The 22,699-nt window shown below is 59.2% G+C and carries 16 protein-coding genes and 2 pseudogenes; 10 read left to right on the top strand and 8 right to left on the bottom strand.

Features of this window, described 5'->3' with window-relative positions:
* Positions 1 to 51: 51 nt before the first annotated feature.
* The 3 genes and pseudogenes from LB526_RS01920 to LB526_RS29525 all read left to right on the top strand — a co-directional run bounded on the left by LB526_RS01920 (position 52) and on the right by LB526_RS29525 (position 4,443).
* Positions 52 to 2,367, top strand: a complete 2,316-nt coding sequence (locus LB526_RS01920) for a S8 family serine peptidase (protein WP_224625865.1) — start codon at positions 52 to 54, stop codon at positions 2,365 to 2,367.
* A gap of 628 nt (positions 2,368 to 2,995) precedes the next feature.
* Positions 2,996 to 4,088: pseudogene (locus LB526_RS01915) on the top strand (IS256 family transposase); the annotation flags it as partial.
* A pseudogene (locus tag LB526_RS29525) lies at positions 4,074 to 4,443 on the top strand (VOC family protein). The pseudogenes LB526_RS01915 and LB526_RS29525, both read left to right, overlap by 15 nt.
* A 202-nt stretch (positions 4,444 to 4,645) precedes the next feature.
* On the opposite strand, the gene LB526_RS01910 reads toward LB526_RS29525, so the two are convergent.
* The 3 genes from LB526_RS01910 to LB526_RS01900 are packed head-to-tail and all read right to left on the bottom strand — an operon-like array spanning position 4,646 to position 9,779.
* Positions 4,646 to 7,471, bottom strand: a complete 2,826-nt coding sequence (locus LB526_RS01910) for an ATP-binding protein (protein WP_224625864.1) — start codon at positions 7,469 to 7,471, stop codon at positions 4,646 to 4,648.
* Entirely contained in the window at positions 7,468 to 8,007 is a 540-nt protein-coding gene (locus LB526_RS01905; RefSeq protein WP_224625862.1) for a hypothetical protein, read from the bottom strand. The genes LB526_RS01910 and LB526_RS01905 overlap by 4 nt, the downstream gene beginning before the upstream one ends.
* Positions 8,004 to 9,779: an ABC-three component system protein gene (locus tag LB526_RS01900; RefSeq protein WP_224625861.1), complete on the bottom strand. Its 1,776-nt coding sequence runs from the start codon at positions 9,777 to 9,779 to the stop codon at positions 8,004 to 8,006. Before LB526_RS01900 ends, LB526_RS01905 begins: the two co-directional genes overlap by 4 nt.
* Positions 9,780 to 10,458: 679 nt before the next feature.
* On the opposite strand from LB526_RS01900, the gene LB526_RS01895 reads away from it, so the two are divergent.
* Together LB526_RS01895 and LB526_RS01890 are read left to right on the top strand one after the other, a co-directional pair.
* Positions 10,459 to 11,046 carry a hypothetical protein gene (locus LB526_RS01895; RefSeq protein WP_224625859.1) on the top strand — a complete coding sequence of 196 codons (588 nt, stop codon included), beginning with the start codon at positions 10,459 to 10,461 and terminating at the stop codon, positions 11,044 to 11,046.
* Positions 11,043 to 11,198, top strand: coding sequence for a hypothetical protein (locus tag LB526_RS01890; protein ID WP_224625858.1), 156 nt, complete (start codon positions 11,043 to 11,045; stop codon positions 11,196 to 11,198). The genes LB526_RS01895 and LB526_RS01890 overlap by 4 nt, the downstream gene beginning before the upstream one ends.
* Positions 11,199 to 11,249: 51 nt before the next feature.
* Here LB526_RS01890 and LB526_RS01885 read toward each other — a convergent pair whose 3' ends face one another.
* Positions 11,250 to 12,164 carry a hypothetical protein gene (locus LB526_RS01885; protein ID WP_224625857.1) on the bottom strand — a complete coding sequence of 305 codons (915 nt, stop codon included), beginning with the start codon at positions 12,162 to 12,164 and terminating at the stop codon, positions 11,250 to 11,252.
* A gap of 424 nt (positions 12,165 to 12,588) precedes the next feature.
* Positions 12,589 to 13,044 carry a MucR family transcriptional regulator gene (locus tag LB526_RS01880; protein ID WP_224625856.1) on the bottom strand — a complete coding sequence of 152 codons (456 nt, stop codon included), beginning with the start codon at positions 13,042 to 13,044 and terminating at the stop codon, positions 12,589 to 12,591.
* Between the two features lie 488 nt (positions 13,045 to 13,532).
* Here LB526_RS01880 and LB526_RS01875 point away from each other — a divergent pair, with 488 nt between their 5' ends.
* From LB526_RS01875 to LB526_RS01865, 3 genes are all read left to right on the top strand, one after another.
* On the top strand, positions 13,533 to 14,240 hold the full coding sequence (locus LB526_RS01875) for a glycoside hydrolase family 75 protein (protein ID WP_224625855.1): 708 nt from the start codon (positions 13,533 to 13,535) through the stop codon (positions 14,238 to 14,240).
* A gap of 29 nt (positions 14,241 to 14,269) precedes the next feature.
* The gene (locus LB526_RS01870) at positions 14,270 to 15,037 is read left to right on the top strand and encodes a hypothetical protein (RefSeq protein WP_224625854.1); all 768 of its coding nucleotides are present in this window, start codon (positions 14,270 to 14,272) and stop codon (positions 15,035 to 15,037) included.
* A 135-nt stretch (positions 15,038 to 15,172) separates the two neighbouring features.
* Positions 15,173 to 16,837 carry a S8/S53 family peptidase gene (locus tag LB526_RS01865; RefSeq protein ID WP_224625853.1) on the top strand — a complete coding sequence of 555 codons (1,665 nt, stop codon included), beginning with the start codon at positions 15,173 to 15,175 and terminating at the stop codon, positions 16,835 to 16,837.
* A 122-nt stretch (positions 16,838 to 16,959) separates the two neighbouring features.
* On the opposite strand, the gene LB526_RS01860 is transcribed toward LB526_RS01865, so the two are convergent.
* Both LB526_RS01860 and LB526_RS01855 read right to left on the bottom strand, forming a co-directional pair.
* Positions 16,960 to 17,310, bottom strand: a complete 351-nt coding sequence (locus tag LB526_RS01860) for a hypothetical protein (protein WP_224625852.1) — start codon at positions 17,308 to 17,310, stop codon at positions 16,960 to 16,962.
* 144 nt (positions 17,311 to 17,454) lie between these two features.
* Entirely contained in the window at positions 17,455 to 18,345 is an 891-nt protein-coding gene (locus LB526_RS01855; RefSeq protein ID WP_224625851.1) for a hypothetical protein, read from the bottom strand.
* A gap of 175 nt (positions 18,346 to 18,520) precedes the next feature.
* Between LB526_RS01855 and LB526_RS01850 the strand changes: the two genes are divergently transcribed.
* Entirely contained in the window at positions 18,521 to 18,730 is a 210-nt protein-coding gene (locus tag LB526_RS01850) for a hypothetical protein (protein ID WP_318013247.1), read from the top strand.
* Positions 18,731 to 19,839: 1,109 nt separating this feature from the next.
* Here LB526_RS01850 and LB526_RS01845 read toward each other — a convergent pair.
* The gene (locus LB526_RS01845) at positions 19,840 to 20,823 is read right to left on the bottom strand and encodes a phosphatase PAP2 family protein (protein ID WP_224625850.1); all 984 of its coding nucleotides are present in this window, start codon (positions 20,821 to 20,823) and stop codon (positions 19,840 to 19,842) included.
* Between the two features lie 343 nt (positions 20,824 to 21,166).
* On the opposite strand from LB526_RS01845, the gene LB526_RS01840 reads away from it, so the two are divergent.
* Positions 21,167 to 22,138 carry a hypothetical protein gene (locus tag LB526_RS01840; RefSeq protein WP_224625849.1) on the top strand — a complete coding sequence of 324 codons (972 nt, stop codon included), beginning with the start codon at positions 21,167 to 21,169 and terminating at the stop codon, positions 22,136 to 22,138.
* Positions 22,139 to 22,699: the final 561 nt, after the last annotated feature.

The raw sequence follows: 22,699 nt of genomic DNA, 5'->3' as shown, positions 1-22,699 counted from the left end.
ATGCAACCCGCGCCGACCCACATTCGATGATCCTTTCCAGAAAGCCTCGCGATGACCCAAACACTCAAGATCTACGATGTCGATCGCAAGACGATCGAGGCAATGCCCGGCGCACGAGTTCTTGCCACTTACCCCGCATTCCTCGTGGCGCAAGTCGATGACGCGGCCGTTAATGCCGTCCGCGAAGGGCGGCTGACTGAAGACATCAGCGATCAATACGTTATCGATGACGCTGATGGAGGTATTGACACGAATATCCCGCGCATCACAGCGGCCGGCGAAGCCAAAGCCCATCCCCGATATCGCGGCGCGCCGGCGCTGCCGCCGGGGCCGCATCACTATCTGGTTCAGTTCGTCGGTCCCATTAAGAAGGCCTGGCTTTCCGCTGTTCGCGGCGCCGGGGGAGAGATCGTCGCACCGTGGTCGGGTTTCACCATGGTCGTTCGGTTGGACCGCAAGTCTGTGTCCAAGGTGGCGGCTCTGCCTTCGGTGCGATGGATGGGGCACCTGCCCTATTCGGCGCGACTATCGCCGCAGGCGACCGGTCGCAAAGAGGAAAAACCTAATCCACTGACCCCGCGATCGCAGTATCTGCCGGGTGCGTATACGCTACAATTCTTCCGCAGAGACCTGGCTGAAAGGGCGCTACCCCAGGTTCGCAGGCTCGGCTTCGAAATTCTCGATTTCCCGGCGAAATCTCCTGTGATGATCGTGCGCGCCAAGGCGTCCAGCAAGGGTGAGGACCGCCTTGAAGTACGGCTAGGTGACTTGTCACGGGTCCATGGCGTGCGGAACATCGCGCCACAACCGATCCGTCGCACGACCAACGACCAGGCTGCGGTGATCATGGGGACTGCGGTCAGTTCGGCTCCGGCAGGCGGCAGCGGCCTTGGTCTTTCGGGTGCGGGCGAAATCATCGCGGTCTGCGACACGGGTCTCGACAATGGTGACCCAAAGACAATCCACCCGGATTTCAAAGGACGCGTGCTCGCGATAAAGAGTTATCCGATGGGGGCTTACTACGCGCCCTACGTCAAGAATCCGGCTGGCGATGACGGTCCAGCAGATCTCGATAGCGGACACGGTACACATACCTCCGGCTCAGTGCTTGGCGATGGTACCGGTAGTGCAAACCTTCCCGGCCTTGCCGGCCCTGTCCGCGGGCTTTCTTACAAGGCCAAATTGGTCTTCCAAGCTGTCGAACAGGAAATGAAGTGGATGGATCCCAGTTACAATGAGAAGCCCGGCCGCTACCTGCTGTCCGGTCTGCCTGCGGACCTTACGACACTCTTCGCCTGGGCCTATCAGCAGGGCGCGCGCGTTCACTCCAACTCTTGGGGCGGCGGCGATCCGGGGGCCTATGACGACCAATGCCAGCAGCTTGATCAGTTCGTTTGGAACCATCCCGATTTCTGCATCCTGTTTGCGGCGGGTAATGATGGCACCGACAGAAACCGCGACGGCGTTGTCGATGCCGGAAGTGTCACCTCACCGGGTACAGCTAAGAACTGTATCACTGTCGGAGCGAGCGAGAACAACCGTCCCGGTTCGCCAGGAACTTACGGAGAGTATTGGCCGAACGACTATCCGAGCCCACCACTTCGCGATGATCCGCTTGCCGACAATCCGAACCAGATGGTGGCTTTCTCGAGCCGGGGGCCAACATCTGACAACCGGATCAAACCCGATGTCGTCGCGCCGGGTACATACATCTTGTCGACACGCTCACGTGTGGTTGCCTCCAATCAGTGGGGCTATGGCCGCTTCGGCTCATCGACGCTTTACATGTTCGACAGTGGCACCAGCATGGCCACGCCATTGACTGCCGGCGCGATTGGCGTCATCCGCGAATACCTGCGCAAGAAAGCCAACATCGCCAGCCCTTCCGCCGCTCTTCTCAAAGCGACCTTGATCGCGGGTGCGGTCAGCCTAAATGGCGCCCAACGTCCCAACAACGACGAGGGGCACGGGCGAGTGAACCTCGACGCAGTGCTTGCGCCTCGCTTGCCGCTGAGAAATCTTTTTTATGAAGGAGCCGGCCTCGCGACCGGCAAACAAATGGAACGTGTCCTGACCTTAGGTCCAGCCTCCGGTCCGCTTCGCGTGGTCCTTGCCTATTCCGACTTCCCGGGACCTCACCTCGTCAACAACCTCAACCTGATCCTTGCAGGACCCGATGGGATCAACTACCTGGGCAATGCAGCCGCGGGAGCGTCCCAGTTCGACGCTGCCAACAATGTCGAGGTCATCGACATCGACGTGGCGTCCGCTGGCGACTGGCGCGTCCGGGTCGTAGCCTCGAACGTACCCAATGGTCCGCAACCCTTCGCGTTAGCTGTGATCGGGTCGGTGGTCTGGGGTGCTTGACGTGCCGGCCTTGCGCGATCTCGTGGGGCATTCGCTCGGCCAAGGAGGCAGACGATCACTGTGCTCAGGGGTGGTCAATTGACAATGCCTGCTCAGTACGCGGTCGCACACACCATGGGCCAACGCCACGGGCACCCATCATCTCTGCCCGCCTACGCCTCGGCCAGATTGCCGATCCATGTATTATGTATAGGCAAAGATCCGCTTGCTTGGCAGCTTTTCGCACAGTGTTGTCCATGAGCTGCCAGACAGCTGACGGCCCAACGGTGTCGTTGCGTTCTACAATTCGCCGTAGCCTTGGGTTCCTCGGAGCTTTCCAAATTTTCTGTCTGGCACCACCAGCCGAACTTCGCTGGCTTGCAAGTCAGGCTGACCTAACGCGCCTTTAAACGTAAGTACCTGTTTCTGTTGGAAGCCGTTACGGCTGGCCACAGTTTCGTGTCGAAAGGTGGTCAACAAAGACGGATGATCGCGTCCCGCTGAGTCGTGTAGCTGGGCGGGTAGTGCAGCCGCTCGCGAGCGCGCCCTCGACAGCGCTGTAGCGAGCGAGCGGCGGAGCGGGCGGTCATTGATGTTTCTTCGGTAGGGTCGGGTTGCTGAACACCAACCTGATTCGAAGGAACGACTGATGACCGACGACATGATGAACCTGCGTGCGCTCGTGGAGAAGTTCCCCGATGCCGATCTCTTGCGCGAGATGATCGGCTTTGCCGCCGAACGGCTGATGGAGCTGGAGGTGGGTACCGCCACCGGCGCCGCCTATGGCGAGAAGACCCGCTGCGGACGGCGCAGCGCAACGGCTACCGCGACCGCCACTGGGAGACGCGGGCCGGCACGGTCGAGCTGCGCATCCCGAAGCTCAGGAACGGGTTCCTATTTCCCGAGCTTCCTGGAGCCGCGGCGCATGGCCGAGAAGGCGCTGGACCGCGGTGATCCAGGAGGCCTACATCCAGGCGTCTCGACACGCTCGGTCGACGACCTGGTCAAGGCGATGTGCGCCAGCGGCGTCTCGAAGAGCCAGGTGAGCCGGCTGTGCGAGGAGATCGACGGCAAGGTCAAGGCGTTCCTCGACCGGCCGATCGAGGGCGACTGGCCGTATCTGTGGATCGATGCCACCTACCTGAAGGTCCGCCTCGGCGGCCGCATCGTCTCGGACGCCGTCATCATCGCCATCGGTGTCAACTCAGACGGCCGCCGCGAGTTCTGGGCATGGAGGTTGGCACCTCCGAGGCCGAGCCGATCTGGACGGAGTTCCTGCGCTGGCCCGCCGCGGTCTGCGCGGCGTCAAGCTGGTCGTCTCCGACGCCCACGAAGGCATCAACGCAGCGGTCTCAAAGGTGCTCAACGCCACCAGGCAGCGCTGCCGTGTCCACTTCATGAGGAATGTGCTGGCCCATCCCGGCAAGAGCGGCCGCCGCGTTGTCTCGGCCTTCATCGCCACCGCCTTCGCGCAGGACACGCCGAAAGCCGCCAGCGCCCAATGGCGTGCCGTCGCCGACCAGATCCGGCCCAAGGTCCCCAAGCTCGCCGCCATCATGGATGAGGCCGAACACGACGTGCTCGCCTATATGAGCTTCCCCAAGCAGCACTGGGCCAAGCTTCACAGCACGAATCCGATCGAGCGGCTCAACTGCGAGATCAAGCCGCGCACCGAGGTCGTCGGCCTCTTCCCCAACGACGACGCCATCGTCCGCCTCGTCGGCGGTTTGCTGCTCGAGCGGATCGAACATGTCCAGCTAGCAATGCCTTCAGGGGAGGAAGATGCCGCACGCCGTTTTTACGCCGGCGCACTAGGCATGACCGAGGTGAGAAAGCCTCTGAATTTGGCCAAGCGGGGCGGCTGCTGGTTCGAGGCAGGGCGCGTCCGTGTGCATCTGGGCGTGGAGGCCGACTTTCGCCCTGCCAAGAAGGCGCATCCGGCGTTTGTGGTTGACGAGCTCGAAAGCTTTCGCGCGTCTGAACGCGGCGGGATTTGCATGCAACGACGATGAGCCGATTGATGGCTTTTACCGGACGTATGTGTCCGATCCGTTTGGTAGTCGGATTGAGTTGATGGAAGTCGCGGGACAACGGTGACCGGCAGATGCCGCGGAACTAGGAGGCCGAAACTTGAGGTAGCAAAGGACCGCTACGTCGTGAACCCACTATCGGGGGACGCGCTCTGGTCAGGTTGCCACACGGCGCTGTCACGAAATTCGTTAGTTGAAAGGGTCTTCCCTCAGGAACGCCGGCGGGGTTGAATCCAGCCCGCAGATGTGCTGGGTGGAGTGACGCAAGTCTAGGTACCAAGCGGATAGACCTGTTGTTGGCGTACGCCCAGCCGACCATTCCCAGTCAACTCGATGACCCTCATGGTAGGCTCTTTCGTCGAATCCGGCGCTACAGCACCAAATTTCTCGACCATATGACGTGCGAGGCTCCGGCTCGCGGTGGTAATAACTAGTCGAATGCGTCCGCTGCCTTCCGTAGCCACGGCGCGGAAGACGTCCATGAGTCCAACACGATTGAGGTCGTCCAGATGCGCGACGGGCTCGTCAAGGAAGAAGGTACCACCGAGCCCTCGGGCTCGGGCAAGGAACAGCGCCAGAGCGAGATCCTGGCGCTGGCCTTGGCTGAAATCCCGACCAGGGTCTAGCTGCGCGTCACCAGCGTCCGCAAACCAGTGCAGGAACGATTCTGACTGCCCAAGATCGATCCGATCGACAATGCGATTGGCGTGCATGCGCAGAAACAGACCATTGACCACGCGGCTCAGGCCGCCTACCTGCGCTCGGCTAGTGGAGATATAGCTGTCGCGGAAGCTCGCCTGCAGACGCTGTGCAACGTCGCTGCTTGCCTTCAGTCGGGCGTGCTTGGCATTTAACGGCGCTAGATCCGCTTCGACCGTGGCAAGCCTCGCATGTTTGGCCTCAACGGCCCAAGACGCTCGCGCCGCCGCGACTTCGTTTTCAGCTCTATCGAGGTTCTTTACCGCGGACGCCACGTCGCCGCGCAAACGCTCCAGGCCATCTGCCGTCCAGGATTGCTCTCCGGCCGCCTTGGTCCAAAGGCCGAGGATCGCCTCCCGTTCGGTCTCGGCTGCTGCCTGGTCGCTCCGGATCGATTCGAGCGCCGATTGCTTGGCCGCCTCGGCCGCGACCTTCTCGTTTGTCGCGGTCTGCGCGACCTCGAGGGCGCCGCGTGCAGCGTGCGCTACGCCCGACAAGCCTGCGCGCCGTGTGGCGATGGTCTGGTCAAGGCGCTCTCGCAAGCTCGATATCGGGGCAGCGGCGTCCAGGAAGCGCGCCCCGTCAGCACTCACGATCGACAACTGATCAGTCTGTGCGGCGCTGAGCGCCGCAAGAGCATCGGCAAGGTTCAGCCGCCGCTCGGCCCAGTCCAAGACGCGCCGCCGCTCCGGCCCCGACAGCGGCGCCTCCATCGCGCCTAGAATGCTCCGATCCGATTCAAGGCTCGCTTGAACATCGCGCGCCTGCTTATCTAGGGCCTCTACCTGGGTCTGCCGCCGGACAGCGTCAGTCACCGCTGCTCGCGCCGCCCGCGCGGCAGCCGCTGCAGAGTCAGCGGCCGTTCGCGCCGCCGCGACGATCGCCGGCGCGGCGTTCAAGGTGCGTTGGATGGCCTCCAGGAGCTTCCTGCGCTCCGACCAATCATGGCCGCACAAGGGGCACTCGGCGTCCTCGTCATGTTGGTGAACGACCACAGCCTGACCTGCCGACTGCAAGGTAGCCACTGGACCTGCGAGCGCCTCGGCGTCCGACCGGGCTCGCGTCGCAGCGGCGTCCCTTTCGTCAGCCTCCGAGCGCAGAAGATCCATTTGTTGGGTGCTGGCCAGTTGGCCAGCGACCGTCGCTCGTTGTTCGGCAAGGCGGGTCTGTTCTGCGATAAGGCGGTCGACGCGAGGCTCAGCGTTGACCGCGTCGCGCAATTGGACGCGCTTGGCTTGGCGGGCCGTCGCGTCCCACCGCATTTCCGGCGCGCTTGTCACTAGATTGGCGAGGGTCGGGGTGACGTCAGAAAGATACGGGGACGCCAGCAAGGCCGCGTGCAGCATCGATTCGAGTGCAGCTCGGAGCGCGTCCTCCGCTGCCTCCAATCGTCCGACTTGGCCCGAGGCCGTCTGCACGGCCTTCTCGCGATCCCGAACGAGCTCCTGCGCTTGCCTACGCTCGTTCTGCGCCGCCTCGACGGCTTTGGCGGCCTCAGACTCGATGGGACGAAGCTCGATTATCTGAGCGTCGAGCTCAGCCTTGCGCGACCAGACGGGCGCCAGCGCATCCAGGGCCTCGGATTTCAGGGTCTCCTCAGAGCGCCGTTTGGCAATTGCGCCAACAGCAGCCTCGATCCGGCCAGGGATATCCAGGCCCGACGGAGCCAGGCCCAGCAGCCTTTCCGCCGCCGACAAGCTGCCGTCGGCACTCCTGGCTCCCGACGCCGCGTTCTTGAGCTCAGCGCGCAGCTGCTCCGCTTCCGCGCTCAGCGCGCTGCGCCGGCTATCGAGGATTCTCAGAAAGGTTGCCAGTTCATTGACGTACTTCTCACTGTCCTGTTCGGCGTCGCGCAAATGGCGAATGCCGAGAAGGTCAGCGAACACATCCTTGCGCCTATCGAGGCTCCCTGGGGTGTTGTCGACAAGAGCGGCAAGCGCCTCGGTGGTCAGGAACCGCGTCCCGCGCAGATAATGTTGGCGTAGGCTGATCGCACTCTTGTGGTGCTTGTTTGGCGCCGCCGCTGTCGGGGCGAACATCTCCAGGATGTCGCCGGCCCGCCAGGGACTCCCGTTGTGATGGTCGATCCAGGCTCCTTCGGGAGTCCGCCAGACTTGGTGGGCATCCTCGCCGATGCGCAGGCTGGCTTCTACCTGCGGGGCGACGCCGTCGAGGAACGCCGACTGTAGAATCTCGTCGCTCCAAGACGATCCCTCACGCAAACGCTCAACCTGACCTGTCAAAAGCCATTCGACGGCTTCGCAGAAAGTCGTCTTGCCGGTGCCGTTGGGCGCGTAGACCAAGGTCACGGGCGCGGTGAAGTCGAGTTCCAACGGCTGCGTGATCCCGCGGAACGCGGAGATCTTGATCTTCTCAGCGATCAGCGGGCCGGTCATGGGCGACGATCTTCCGCCTCTGCCGCGCGCTTCGGCCCGGATTTCTGGATACGGGTCCAAAGGGAGTTGGCATCAGCGTCGAGCACCGGCCAGGTGGGTTCACCTGACGCAGAGGTCACGCCCTCAGGCAATCCGAGTACTGTGACGGCATCGAACCGCCGCCAGACCCCGTCGTTCTCCGGCCACACCGCGTGTTTGCGGCAAATCTGAGTCGACAGCTCGACAGCACGAACGGCGTCGAGAAGGGTGTCCTCAACCGGTCGATCGAGAGCTAGGAGTAGGTAGCCATCGACCACCCTGGCGTTGCGGCGTCGCTCCTCGCCGAAGAGGTAGTCCGCGAACCAAGCCTCTGCCCGACCCGCCTGAGCCGTGAATTGCGCCTCGCTAATGGGCCAGAACGCGACTGCGGCATAGGAACCGCTCCACAGCGACACACCGTCGGGTGTTTCAATGTCGAGCTCGGCGGAGAGCCCGACCGCCGTACAGCGCGGTGCTAAAGCCCCAACGGCATTTTTGATCCAGTCCTCTTCTATCATGCTGCTTGCGCCGCCTGTGTCAGTACTTCGATTAGCTGCGCCATGCGTTGCGCGTCCTGGTTAGCCTCGTAGTCAACATAAAGCTCGGTGAGTCGATCCAGCCGGACCACGACGGCCTTTCGGAAACCTCGCCTCTCTGTGATGTCATTCGCGTGATCGGCAAGCCCGCCACCGAGGTTAAGTGGCGCACCGGTGTCTGGTCCAGAGGCGATGTTATCCCTCGGATGCCTCACCGCCGCCCCCTCCTCGACCAGCCCATATTGTCCCTTAGCCAGGACGATCAGTGTCGGGTGTTCTGCGCCGTCGGTCCACTCGCCAACGGCATGGCCAATCTGACGGCCAGACTGAGTCGGGTCGCGCCAAATCAAGATGTTCACGTTGTGCCCCTGTAGTACCAGTTGACCGACGTGACCGTCGCCCGTCCGCCAAGCGAAAATATCAGCCTCCGTAACCAGAGTGGCGAGCGCGTGGATCGCTTGAGTAAGCGCTGCGCCATTGGGCTCTTCCGCGACCTTCTCTGGAGAACTGTGGGCTGAGGTGCAAACGCCATGAAGAAGGCCGGCCAGAAGTTCCGCAGCCCTTGGCGAAGCGTCGGTCGCGATGTGAGTGCGGATGACGCCGAGGCCCGCTGCGACTCGGGGACACCAAGTTGCTTCGACGGGCGCACGACGAGTAAAGCGGGCGAGTTCGATGTTCTCCACATCCCGTGGCCGCTTGATCGGAAGACAAACTCCGGTAGTCCCCAGAGATGCGCCCATTCCGACGTGCCAGAAGAACTGTTCGCCGGTCGGGCCGTAATCGGGCCAAGCCAACGGGCCGCCCGTCACATAAGGTGTGGTTACGCGCAACACTGCGCCGCGAATGCTTTGGGTAGCGACGCCACGCGTAATGCGCAGGTTCGCCTGGTTCTTAGGGATCGGCGCCATGCGACTAAAGACGCCGGTTAGAGACCGCCAAGCGTCTTGGGCCTCTGGCCAGAGTGGCTTGTCGATGGCGACATTCGCCAGCGCCACGAGGGTGTGGCGTCCCGGTGCGACGTGATGGAGCCAATTGTCGATGGCGATCGCCCAATTCGGGTTGCTTGGTTCAACTTGAACAAGCGATCCCGTCACCAGCACTGGCTTGCCGGGAGAGCCTCCGTCCGACAGGGCGGCGCGGACGCGATTCACAGCCGTGCCAGCACCTTGGGCGAAAGTTTGCACCATATCCGCACAGATCAATGGAATGAGTTCGAGATCCTGAAACGAAAGCCGCAGAAGATGGGTTCCGGCTTGGATCCAATCAAGTGAGACCAACTCAGTGGTCTGCTCCATATGGTTCTTCAAGAACGCCACACAGATCGTCTCAAGGCCAAAGCCATGTATCCAGCACCACGCGCCATTGATCGGACGAGCCGCAGCCAACTGGGCGGATTGCGGATCCCAACTCAAGCGCCTAGTTGTCTCGCCGTTCTCCGCAGCCCAAGCCTCGACGTGCGCGGCTGGGGTCGCACCGAAGCCCGCGATGAGGACGGTAGGCCTCTGCTGCTGGCGCACAAGACCGTCGAGTTCCGCCCAGTCACCGTGGCCGAAGGCGTATTCGGGCATGACCAAGACTGTGGGTAACAAGCCGGGGGCGATCTCACGAAGCACAGGCGTAGCGTGGCCACCGCCGCCGATCAGAATTTGGGAGAGGACCGCACATGCTGAAGGGCGCTTGCGGTCGTGCGTAACTTCCTCGAGCGAACTTTGCTGGAGCTGAACAACACAAAGGTTCAAGCGGCCGCCCGCCAAGGTGCGTATCGGAGCAGGCACCGTGACCGTGGCGACGCGCAGTGCATCATTAAAGCTTATTTCCGGCGCGGCCAGGACCTGCTCCCTCTTTTAATTGCATCTCTCGGAGACCAAGCAGTCCCGAGTCACGCTATTGCGACTAAGCTACGATAACGGCGCCGAAACACAATCCTCCTATAGAATTGTCGCGCGTTACAGTTATTGGCTGCTTCACTCCGACCAGGAGGTCGCGCTACGACCTACGCTAAACGAATAACCCTACTTGCCCTAGCAACTGCGGCAGGAATCCGTATATCGTGGATACCACAAGACCGCTCTCCCAATTTCATGCCATTAACGGCATGAAATCCTCAAAGAGGAAAAATTGGCATTGGGGGTAGCGTGTGTTGATACCAGCGGCGATCGGAACGACGAAAATTCTTACAATAGCGTTGGGTCTATTATTTGTGTACACGGACGATCACTAGAAGAGTAGCTTCAGCAGACCTATCATCAGCTGTTGCGCATCGAAAGATGCTCGTTGTGCCAGAGGGCATGAGCCAAGCGCTCCGCGCCCGATCAGTCACCTGACGTCGAGATTGGTCGAGTTTCTCAGAAAGGCGGAAGAACCAGGCGGCGCTCTGCTGATGTTTGAATTGAGCGACCGGGAGCGGCGAGAACGAGAACGGGGGAAGGCTACGTGGAAGGCCATTATCTAGGTTTGTCCAACGGCGAACTGGATCAACATATCTATCGGATCATGCGACAAGATTATGTGATCGCGATGTTCGCTGATCGGCAGAATGTGCTGAGCCAGGTCCATAACTGGAAGGACAAGTTCGAGAATTTCCAGCTCAAGCTTGGCGGGATACTCGACGGAGAGCGCTTCGAATATGGATTTCGGGACGATTTCGTTGGGCAGTGCTGGACACGTGAGAGCCTTTCGGAGGCGATGTGGGGCATTTACGCGAACGATCCGCAGGTCCGCTTCGTCCGGATTCGGTCGACGCCGCGGAAATTAATGCGCGCGCTTGTCGCAGCACATCCGGAGATGCCTCAGGACACCTGCTTCATCGGTAAGGTCGAGTATAAGCGAGAAGCAGAGCTAGAGGCCTTTGCGCGGAAAGGAGGTCAGTTCAAGTTGCAGACGCGGCGTTTCGCCGAGAGTTTGCTGTTGAAGCGACAAGCGTTCGCGCATGAAGCGAAGTGCGCCTGCTCTATTTCGGCGACGCGAAAGATTATACCGCGAACGGGCTCTACAGGTACACAATTGATCCGCACGCGATGATCACGCAGTTGATGGCTGATCCAAACCGCGACCGCGTCAGGTGGCTGGCGGATAAGACCTATCTGCAGAAGGCGACGGGGTTCGCAGGCGAGATCAAGCGGTCGAAAATCTACGATCCGCCGGAATGGGATATGCCTGCCTTCACGAGTTGAACTGCGCTATTCGTCGGACCACATGGAGTGCGGGCGGTGCTCCGCAAAGCTTCACGGCACTTTGTATCCGACCTCTTCCGCAATTCTTTCGTACAACCAGTCGACCACTCTGGGTCCTTGGCAAAGAATCTGTAGTTGTCCACCAAGACCCAGCTCCTCGTAAAACGCTACACCGAGAATGTGAAAGTCTAGCTTGCTCCAAGCCGCACCAGCCTCCTTGTGCAGTGCCTGCTGAGACATTACCCAGAGCGGTCCGCCGCTCGTTCCTCCGTAGCTCGTCGGCACTGAAATGCCATCGGCAAAATCAGGCTGGAAAACAACGATCAAGTCGCTATCTTCAGTTCTCAAATCGAGGCTACCGACATGCATCATCGCTGTATGCGATGAATCGACATATCTCTCATTCGAACGGTCATGCTCGGACATCTCTCCAATAACGCCCATGACTATGTACACAGGGTCGTCGAGGAATTTCCCACTCTCGTACACGAGGCGTACTCTCTCATCCATATCCCAGAAAGCTTGGTTAACCGACAGACGAAGCTCCGTGTCTTGGGGCAATTGAATGAAGGCAATATCGATCGCGCTGGGCCCGTTCTCCTCATTCGAGACCATCCAGATTCCGTCGTCGTAGTTTGGGTTGAAGCTTAGGGTCTGGAACCTGCCAGGACCGAAAGTTACAATCCCGACACGCGCTTCGTTCCGAAGCGCAAGCGCGACGTGGGCAGCGGTCAGGACTCCCCTGACGCCGGCCATGTTAACAAGGGTCCCTGATCCGAGGGACACCGTTCGCTTGCCTTGCGGGTCATCACGAAAGCCAACAAACCCGATCAGATAGCTTGCTGCGATTTCCCTGCCGCGATCTGAGATGTCGACCTCCACGATCTGTTGATCGATCACGGCTTCCTCCATCAATTGAGTACTACTTGAAGGCGATACTCTGCAGAATATCAGCTTCTGTTCCAAGCTCTCCCTACCTCAGCGCGGGATGTCTGGTACAGCGGATCTTGCGTTAAGAGCGGTCATCTTCTCACGGCCCCGAAGCCGTCACCGGACCGTTCCACAATCAGAGACCGACTGGGGGTTCTTGGAAGTTTTCATACTTTCTGCGTTTGCGCCTCCGGTAGGAGCGCGTGTACATGTAGACGCTGGGTGTTCGATCCGCAGTGGTGCAAACTCGATCGCAGTTCTCATTCTGGGGGTACGAGTCGGTAGACCGCTACATCGCGAGACCCACTATCGAAGACGCACTCTTTTGCTATCGGCGACGCTCTGCATAACACGCAAACGTCGCCGAAGATCGCTCGCAATTAGAGTGGGCTCGGCCCACGGTCGCGCTTGGCTAACTGCCCTTCACGGTGCCCCGAGGTTTGACGCACCAACGGCCGCTTCACGAAGCGCTTGGCTTCTTGGCAGGTGCCTTTCGGGTCGGGATAGGTTGCGGTTTGCGTCCCAGCCCCGCTGCCTTCGCTAGCGAAGATCTTTGGGCTGCATAGTTCGGCGCAACCATCGGGTAGTCCGGCTTCAATCCCCACTTCTCACGGTATTCGTCTGGAGTGAGCCGGTAATGTACCGCGAGATGCCTTTTCAACGATTTGAATTTCTTCCCGTCTTCCAGGCAGATGATGTAGTCCGGCGTTACCGACCTCTTCGGATTGATGGCGGGTTCCTGTCTGGGCGGCCCGGCCATGCTCGGCTGACCAAGGGCTGTTATCGACGAATGGACCGACGCGATCAGATCTGGCAACCCAGCGACGGGCAGAGGATTTTGGCTAACATAGGCAGAGACAATGTCTGCCGTCAGCCCGACGAGATCGGCCGTCGCGGCTTCGTTCTGAACGCTCAAGTATTCGCTCCTGGTAGGTGGTCAAATTCACTTCGCCCATTTGTCGTATATCGCAATTTTGGGCGATCGCGAGACAAATAGCATCGCGGAAGCTGTGAGATTGAGCTCTGGCGAGTAGCCGACCCTAGCGGGGCATCTAATTCGCCTGGGGTTCCTGGAAGCTTTTCGAACTTTCTGCCGTACGCCTCGAGTCGAAATGAACGCGCTTATGAAGGAGCTCGGGAATTCTAGCTTCGAGCTGGTCCGGGCCTGATCGAAGCACCCCCTTCTGGGGTTCGAGACGGGAGAGCGAACGTGGGCGGTGATTGCCGTGAAGGCTCCGATGAAAACCGACAGGTGGGAAAGCCGAAGCCTGTGGCACGTCGACCTGCTAGGTTCCAATGGCATCAAATTTTCAAGAACCGCTATTTTTTCAGTAGCTAATACAGTAAAATGAGATATCCTCTATTGCTGCGTTCAAGTCTGTACGTGTCTCAAACGGGGGAAAAATGACTTATATCGATATTATCGGCTCGGTATGTTCGGAATGGGATTACGACCAAAAGAGCTGTGTTGCACAAGTCGATGTTCAACTTGTGCATGGATCGAAGTCACCGTTTTTTGTTAGTAAACTCGCCGTTGATGCCGACGGCGCGCCGATGGCGTACCATCCCGGCGATACAGGCTCTTACGATTATTTAGCCAACGTCAGTAAAAACGACTTGCACGGAATTCAAGGCGAGCGCGGTGCAGTCGGGCCGGCACCTGGATTTTATGTCTCCGGGACGTCGTTGTCGAACCCGGAATATAAGATGAACGACACGCGTCATTGGGTGGACGCGGCAACGATCCCGTATTTCGTGATCAATCGCCAGGAGTTCCCCCAATTCAACGTCCCGCTAGGTTGCGTTGCAACGGTCATCGACCTACAGAGCCGCAAACGAACGGGGGCGATCCTCGCCGACACAGGACGGGCCGTCGGGGAGGGGTCAATTGCATTGGCGGTCAGCCTCGGGCTGAGCCCATTCTCGAAAACGCACCCCCCGAAGGTCGTGGGCTTCGACCAGTCACGTTTTGTGTATCTGCTGCACCCCGACCGCACCGTGGATGCGCCTTGGCCTGTGGACCGCGTCCAATCGGAAGCAGACGAGGCATTTCGCGACTGGGGCGGGGACGCGCAGCTTGATGCCATATTTCCGAAAGAAAACTTCGTCTGAGATCAACAACCGCTTTGGGAGGAATTCGCATGACGGACATTCCAAGCACAATTCTGGAACACATTGGCTCCGGACAGACCGCCGCCCTCGTCGAGAAGACCACCGTCGGCACCGACACGCTCTATAAGCTGAACGTAACGTCCGAAGACGAAGGCGGTCAGCTGGTCGCCAAAGTCGATCAGGCCGGCAACATCACGTTTCCGCTGGGCGATGCCGGTGTGCTGCAGGCTGACCCTCGGAACGACATCGGGTCAGGCTTGAAGTCGGCCCTGGACGGCCTCAAGATTCCGGAGGTTGCGGTCGACCTGGATTGGAAGGCGGCTGCCGGCGCGACGTTTCTGACGAAGCAACAACTCGACAAGAAGCTGGCGGACGAAGCCAAGGCGTGTGTCAACACGCTCCTTACGGGTGATGTCCCCGGAACCGATCACGGCAACCTGGCGTGCGCCTGGGCGGTGAATGAAGTTGCGAGACGCGCGCTCTTGCGGCAAATCGGCGGAGGGCTTTCAACTGCCAGCATGTACTTGGTCTTGAAGGCCAAGCACCAGCCCGTCAAACGTCCCGATGCCATACCTGGCAACATTATCATATCACCAACTGAAGGCTCCAACATTGGCCATGTCGGCATTGTGGGCGACAATGGCCAAGTCTATTCCAACAGCTCATCGCTCAAGAAATTCTACAACAAATACACCTTGGACACCTGGCAGGCGCACTACGGCGACAGCAAGGGACTTCAGGTCCTGTTTTATCAACTGGACCCCGGCCAGTTCCCCCTCTCGGGGGCAATCAGCTGACGCGCTTTGCACAGAGCGCGTAGCCAAGCCAAGCACGTGACGGCGGCCAACGCTGAAGACCTGAAGGTCGAAATCAACAGGTATGTGCTCTGAAGAGCACGCTGGCCGCTCTGAGTTCAACAGTCGGAGGGATCGATGGCGCTAAAGGGTAACGGTCAGCTTCTGGTAAAGGTTCGCAACCAGCCGTTTGCAGTCCTTTTCAGCGCGACGCAACCGTTTGCGATCCCGGGGTACTCGCTCGAACCTTTGTCCACCGCGGTTCAGACTCGACCGCAGTTCACCGCTGCGGCAGCAGCCGATCACTGGTTGCTCGCTAAACCCGCCACGCTCGTGGACGACCTGGCGCCTTGGGATACCGCCCACGCCGCTGCCAGCGCCCACAACTATGCGCACTATGTTGAGCCGGACATTCTGCACGAGCGTTCTACGATCGCGCCAGGTAAGTTTGATCACGGCCTAAATGGCGATTGGCCGCCCTTCGTGGATGCGACTGAGGGCATTTCTCCTGGCTGGCATCTCGGCGCGAACTTCACCGGATTCGAAAGTGTCCGAGGTTTGGCGACCGGAAAAGGCGTGAGGGTCGCTCACCTGGACACGGGCTACACGCCGGGGCATGCCTCAAAGCCTCGACATCTCCGACCGGATCTTGGATACGACTACTGGGGCAAAAACAAGAACCCGATCGACCCCGGAGAGCGCGGTGTCCTCGATCAGCCCGGCCATGGCACCGCGACGCTGGCACTCCTCGCGGGGAACACAATGGACCTCACTTTTGGGCTCCAACACTTCAAGGGGGATATCGGAGGTGCCCCAGATGCCGAGGTAATTCCCATACGGATCAGCCCATCCGTCGTCCACGTTTACACCAGCACAATGGCCAAAGGGCTTTATGATGCGCTAGGCCCCAGCGGTGATCCCAACAAGCCAGATCCGGCCAATCGTTGCGAAGTTGTCTCGATCAGCCATGGTGGCCTGCCAACCGAGAGCTGGGCCGATGCGGTGAATACCCTCTACGACGATGGGATCGTTATCGTGGCGGCTTCCGGGGACAGTTACCAGCTTGAGGTGGCCGACATTGCTACGCATTTCACCGTTTACCCGAGCGCATTCAATCGCGTTCTGACGGCTGTGGGAGCGACCTTCGACAACCTGCCTTACGTGACCGACAAGTTCGGTAGGATGCAGGGCTGTTGGGGGCCTGAAACTGTCATGGAAAAGGCTGTTGCGGGCTATACCCCAAATGTTGTTTGGATGAAATTCGACGACTGTCCCTCCGGTTTCGAGATGGACGGCGGGGGCACATCTTCAAGCACTCCGCAGATTGCGGCTGCCTGCGCACTGTGGCTGGAACTCTACCGCGGGCAATTGCCTTCGGACTGGACACGTGTCGAGGCGTGCAGACTGGCTCTTTTTGACGGTGCCAACGACGCACATCCCAATAAGGCGCAGATGGGATGGGGCATTCTCAACGTTCCGAAAATGCTCGATCGCGATCTTGCCGCCAAGATAATTGCAAAGGCGACATCTGGTCATCTCCATCAGTCCGCGCAGGACAGCGTTTCGTTTCCGTTCTGGCGATTGTTGATGGGCATTGGACCACCGCGAAGCGACGAGGAGCGCATGTACGAGGCGGAGGTCGCTCAGGTCGTTCTGCAGTCGACAAACGTGGAGTTGCGGAGGGCCGCCGCCGAAGCGGCTGCGGGTTCCGTCTTCTCTGTCGCGGAACAAGCCCACTACCGTGCCTTGCTCGCCCGAGAAGAGATATCCAGCCCCCTCAGGAAGAAAATCGGATCGCCCTGATCAATGTTGCATCGGATTGCCGCAGTGCTCTAGGGGGCAGCGCGATCAATATCGTGACCTTTGCCGCCACCTCTTCGAGGGTGGCTGTAAGGCGGTTTATCTGCGAGGCGGTTGCCGCCAGTTCAGGGCCGTAATGCGTGACGAGATATTCCCGGTTCTTGCTTAAGGAGATGCGTGGCGGTTTTAGCGCGAAGGCGTAGCCCGGCTTCCAGTGCATGTTCTGTTCGCGCCGCCAAGTCGTGCTGCATTTTGCGGATCTGATTGGGATTATGCCCACAGTGGAGCAGCAGCGCGGTCAGATAGAGTTCGATCGCATGAATTACCGACAATCTGAACGGAGCGCGTGTCAACGGTTTGCCGGGTGGGCCTTGTTGAAGGAGCAAGTTTGCCGCCTTCCGATATTCTTCCGCCAGCTCGTGAAGCTGCTGCGGGGATGCAAGTTCACCGGGATATTTGCGTTCTTCGATCGTCATTTGCGCGATCTGAAAATGCTGAGGTGCAAACTTAGTAGAATAAGATCCGTGGCGTTGCGCGCCTCTTCACCTTGATGTTCCATATCGCTCTTAGCGATGTTCGCCTGCAGCCCGTCTGTCGTCAAAGGGTCGTCAGCGTACTTATCATAGGGACGGCTCGTTGAGATGCGTTAGAATTTGACCCGATCGCACTGGATCGATCCTGTCTGCCTCTGCGAGTGCCCAACGTTGCCATGCTTCCAGTGCCGTGGCGTCGATATCAGTGGAACCTTCATCGATCGCGCGACGGACGCGCTCAACAAACGCGCGTATATCTTCAGCTTGACGTAGCAGCTCTCCGCTGTTCCGCAGGGTTTGCAGGCGCTTTTGGTTAAGTTGGGCCAACCGTTCCTGACGCTGTTTCTCCTTTTCAATCCGCTCCCGCTCTGCACGCTCCTCGGCTTCCCGCAGGCTAAGGCGAAACTTTTTCTCACCTGCGACGATGATTCCAGCCGCGATCTCAGCGATCTTTGACTCAAGCTTGGCGTCGCCGTCATCCTGCCAAGAAACCGTATTCTTGCGATCGAAACCAGGATCGATCCGCAGGGCAAGCGGGGTTGACGCTGGCAGATCCGGTGCGGGCCGCACGTACCCGTGCTGACGCACGGTGCGGTGGCTGCCGACTATTCCTATGTCCAAGCCAAGATAAGTGTCGCCGATGGCTGCTCGCGCGTGAATTTCTCCATCGTGCTCGTAGGCATCGCCGTCATGGCCGCGCTTGCTGAGCGCCAAAAACAGCGCATTGAAGATTTTCAGCCGCCGCTTGCTTACCGGATTGTCGAACTTGGGTTCGTCAAATGTCCACTCGCGCTCTGCGCTTTTATCGCGGCGACGCTGCTCCTGCTTAAGAAGTTGAAGGAGCCCTTTGTGGGGCCTTCCCAGCGCCTGCGGGACAGAAACTTTACCGATCGCCTTCAACTCCTGTGCGTGGAGTTCGTTTAGGTCTTCTGGAACCAGCTGCCTTTTTGGCACGTCTTCGCGGTGTCGATATGACAAGCCGGCCAGTGACTTCTAACGTCAAATTTGGCAATTCCAACGTCCCCTCGATAGCGCTAGGGACGCGCGTACATCATCAAGGTGGCTGCAGATCGGCTGCAGCTGAAACAGTGCTCTCGGTGAGCATTGGCGGGGCGCTATGGAAGCGTTCTGCTTTTTTTCGATGACGCGCTTCATGGGCACGGACGAGGTCGAGAATTGGGGCCAGGCGATCGCAAGACGCTTCTGCCACAGCAAGGGCTGTATCGCCGTGGCGCGCAAGCTGGCGGTGATCATGCACGCGATGGCGATCCGGCTGCGGGTGAGGTCGACGCCGCGCAGCGCGCCCACATCAAGGACCGCAGGCTGTTGGGAGGGGATCCATGAGCGGCGCGGCGGCAAATGAAACGCATGGCGCCGGCACGCTGACGGACGCCATCTGAACATGGAAATCCGCCCGGCGGACGAAGACCGATGCAAACCAGGAACGACGGGAACGCACGTTATCCTGCCTGTGGCCGCGGCGATCGACGGACGGCCGAACCGCGTTCGATTGCCTGTGACGCTGATCCGTCGGACCGATGGAAAAGTGCGCCGCGACGGTTCCCGTGCTGCAACAAGCAGCGCTGCTACCCGTGGCAGAGCGCGGGAGACTGCACGGCGCATCGGAACTCAACGCAAGAGTACGGAATCGCGGTGCAGGGCATCGAATAGTGTATTATCGTATGTTTGAAGAGGAACGACGATAGATAGAAAGTCTCGAAAAATACGACCGACTAAGATGGCAAGATAAAAGGGCGCACATTGCGCACCGGGACGGTTGTTTATTTTCAATGCGTTATGGCCCAATTTCACAATGTGTGAGTATTCACTGCCCCTTGCGGCGATGATGATTGCTGAGTGGTTTCAGAGGCTTAACGCAATGTGCGCCGTTTCGGGCATACCGAGCAAAATTAAGCCGGGAAGGGTGAATTCCGAGTGGCGCCTGCCCCTTGGGGGTATTGATCCTGACATGAATGCGCGAGCCGTCGTGTTACAGAATCTGCGATGTTCCCCATGCCCGATTTTGCCTTAGGCTTGGAACGAAGAGGAGGCATCACCGCGGTCAGGATCAATCGCCGCGCCTTGCTGGTTCACTCCGGCGCGGTCGTCTTCGCCTCGACAGTAGTGACAACGGCTTCCGCGGTAGAGTCATCGCGCCGAGACCGAGCACCGCCCAACAAAATGCGGATACCAATTGAGCCGCGCGTGGCGGCATACGCCGCGATCGGCGGACCGTTCACGAGATAGATGCCAGCAGCCACGACCTCGACCAAGTCAGTCGAGAGGAAGAAAGGACGCTACTGGCTGTCTGCGCCTATCCTGTGGCCAACAAGCGCGATGGCTTGGCCAAGGCTCGTTATCTTTTAGAGATCGAGCCGCGGCGGCGAACTCGGCTGCCAGAGCACATTGAAGCTCTTCCTCAGCCGATGACGCTGAAGGCGTGAAACCGACCGCCTTGTTGGCCTGGAAGGATCATCTGAGGCTCGCCGGAAAAGGTTGTTGCGGGGCTGACGATGGGATGGCATTTCGAGATGACAGATTGGGATTCAAAGAAGGGATTTGAGGATCCGGCCTTTTTCCCGGAACAGTGATCAATACGATCGCGATCCCGAAGCCAGCGAAACCCATTCCGGCAATCACGTCTACCGTGTAATGGTTGCCGACAATCGCAGCGGAAATGGCCATTATCACGTTGAGGAAGAGAAACGGGTAGCGAAGCCATCTTTGCTCCCAAGCCGCCCATGCGAAGAGGACGGCGCTTGCCGCATGCAGGGATGGGAAGGTCATGATCCCCTCGGCCTTGGTGAGGCTGAAGATGAACTGGGGGTCGGATCTGACGCCATTCAGCTCGTCCAGGAAAACGTACCCCCACGTGCGATCTATGTTTTGCAGATCGGCCGGGTGAATGTTGAACGTTGCGTACGTACCAAGGGCTGGATACCAGATGGATATCACACAGCCCAAGAAATAGATCACCGCGTACATCAATATCATCTGGTACGAGCGCAGCGGGCGCCCAAAAACTGCCAGGACAATTGGCAACCAGATAAGCTGTTGAGTGAAGCTCTCATAGGCAAGGTTGAGCGGCTGCGCGAGGTATGGGCGGCTGTCGATGAATCTGAGAAGGGCCGGCCAGTCGACACCAAGCGCCTGATCCATGGCCTTCAACTGATCGTCAGCCAAGGGCAGGTTCAGTCGGGCGGCGAGATAGACAGCAATAATGATCGGGATAACAAGCAGGACGCCGTAGAGAAAGCTCTCGGTCGCGGCTCTGATCCGCGGCCACGGCCTGAATGTGATGCCGCAGATCAGGGCCAGAATGAACCACAGTGCGAAGGGACCGACGAAACCGTAGTCGACATGAAGCCCCACCTGCGCCGTGAGCGGCAAGACAACCAGGTAGGAGCCGATCGTCAACCAGATCAGTGCGGCTCGCGCTCTCGCAAGGTCGGACATCACCATATCCCAAAGCATGAGGGAGACGGTTAGTTGCGTCATATTAAGAATCCATTTCAGTTCCGGAGTCAATTAGCGGGACGTGTTCAGTTGATTTCTAGTACTTGTCTGTTTTTTCTACAAAATTCCAGAAATTTGCATTAGAATGATCTAATATTTAAATTCGTTGCTTATATCATGTATGTATGCTACTTGGAGTACGTTCTCTAAATAAGCCTGATGCAAGTTGGATTGGCGGCGACTCAACTGTTGGGGATTCGCCAATCTATCTCGACTGAGCGTTCGCCATCGAAGCCGTGGCGGCGCGCCGCTTCTTGCGCGCTGCAGTTTGTGGAGATCAACAGTGTTTGGCAAGAAAACTCTCTTCGCTCTCTTGGCAATTTTCTGCGTCGCGGGGGCTAACAGTGCGCGAGCCGCCTGCACGCTTCCCAACACCTTGACCAATGGCCAGACCGCTGACGCGACTCAGGTCATGGCGGATTTCAACGCCCTGGTCGCCTGCCTGAATGCGGCAGGGCCCGGGGGCTCGGGTAGTTCCGTACAATACAACAATGGCTCGGGGGCCTTTGCCGGAGTGGGGCCCCTGGCCGATGGCCAACTTGTAATTGGGGCAACGGGAGGCGTGCCGCAGGCGCAGAACCTTACAGCCGGTTCAGGCATCACCATCACCAACGGACCTGGCAGCGTCACCATATCGTCGGCAGGTGGCAGCGGCGGTTCGGTGAGCCCATTTTATGATGCCAACGTCATTCCATTGACCAAGCCGACAGCCTCGTCATTCACGGTGGCAAACAGTACCGGCAACACCGGCACTCTGACCGACATGGCAAGCCGTGGTGTCGTTTTATCCACGCCTGGATCCGGCAATGTCAATACGACGATGGAGCAACCGATCGCCAACAGCAGCACGTTCACGGTGACCGCGCTGGTATACCCGGTGGGCTACCTCACAGGAAATTGGTTCTGGGGCATCTGCGTCAAGGACACAGCAGGCAAGTATGCCGTTTTTGGGTTCCGCAACCAGACGCCGGTTTCCTATTTCAAGTTTTCCAACATCAACACCTACAACAGCTCGTCAACGTCCACCGGGATTGTGAACGCTCAGAATCCCATTTGGGTGAAGCTTCAGGCTGCTAGCGGAACGTTCACGTTCAGCTTCTCGTTCGATGGCGAGCATTTCAATCCTGGGTGGTCGGTTTCGATGACGGATTACCTGACCTCAAACCTGTCGACGGTCGGGATTTTCATCCTGAACAATACAACCGGCCGAGATATCCCCCTGGACGTGTTGTCCTGGACGAACACCACGCCCTGACAGGTCAGCCAATCTGCTGAGGCAATATCATGGGTGCGCCACCCAAGGAGTGTTTATGTCCAATCCGCTACAATCGTTCATTCCGCGCCCCCCCAGGCGCATTCTGGCACTAGCTTTTTTGATGGTTTCGAGTGCGGCCATCGCTGGGTCGGTTGCTTACACCTATGACCCGACTGGCCGCCTCACGACTGCTCTCTACGATAATAGCACCTGCATAGCCTACAGCTACGACGCCAACGGCAACCGAACATCGCAGACAAATACGGTCGGGGGCGTTCCGGTGTCCGCCGTGTGGGGATCTGGTGTGTGGGGCTGCTTCAAGTGGACCCCGTGAAGCGGGCTGGTGACGACGACCCTGCATAGGGGCCGGTCCAACATGTAGATCCCGGCCCGGCTTGCTTTGCGAATGACTCTCCGGAGGCGATGATGAGGAATGTAAGGTGGTTAGCGGCAGCCGCTGTTGTGATCTTTGGACTATCGCCGGGAGCGGTCAGCGCCGCGGTCCTGCGAGAACCGGCTCCGATATCAACCGCGATCTCTTCAGTTCGCCTTCCAGAGGGA

This window comes from Mesorhizobium sp. CA6, from assembly GCF_020165035.1.
Classification (GTDB): Bacteria; Pseudomonadota; Alphaproteobacteria; order Rhizobiales; family Rhizobiaceae; genus Mesorhizobium.
Note: the sequence above shows the minus strand (reverse complement) of the source record. Positions and strands in the feature narration are given on the sequence as shown.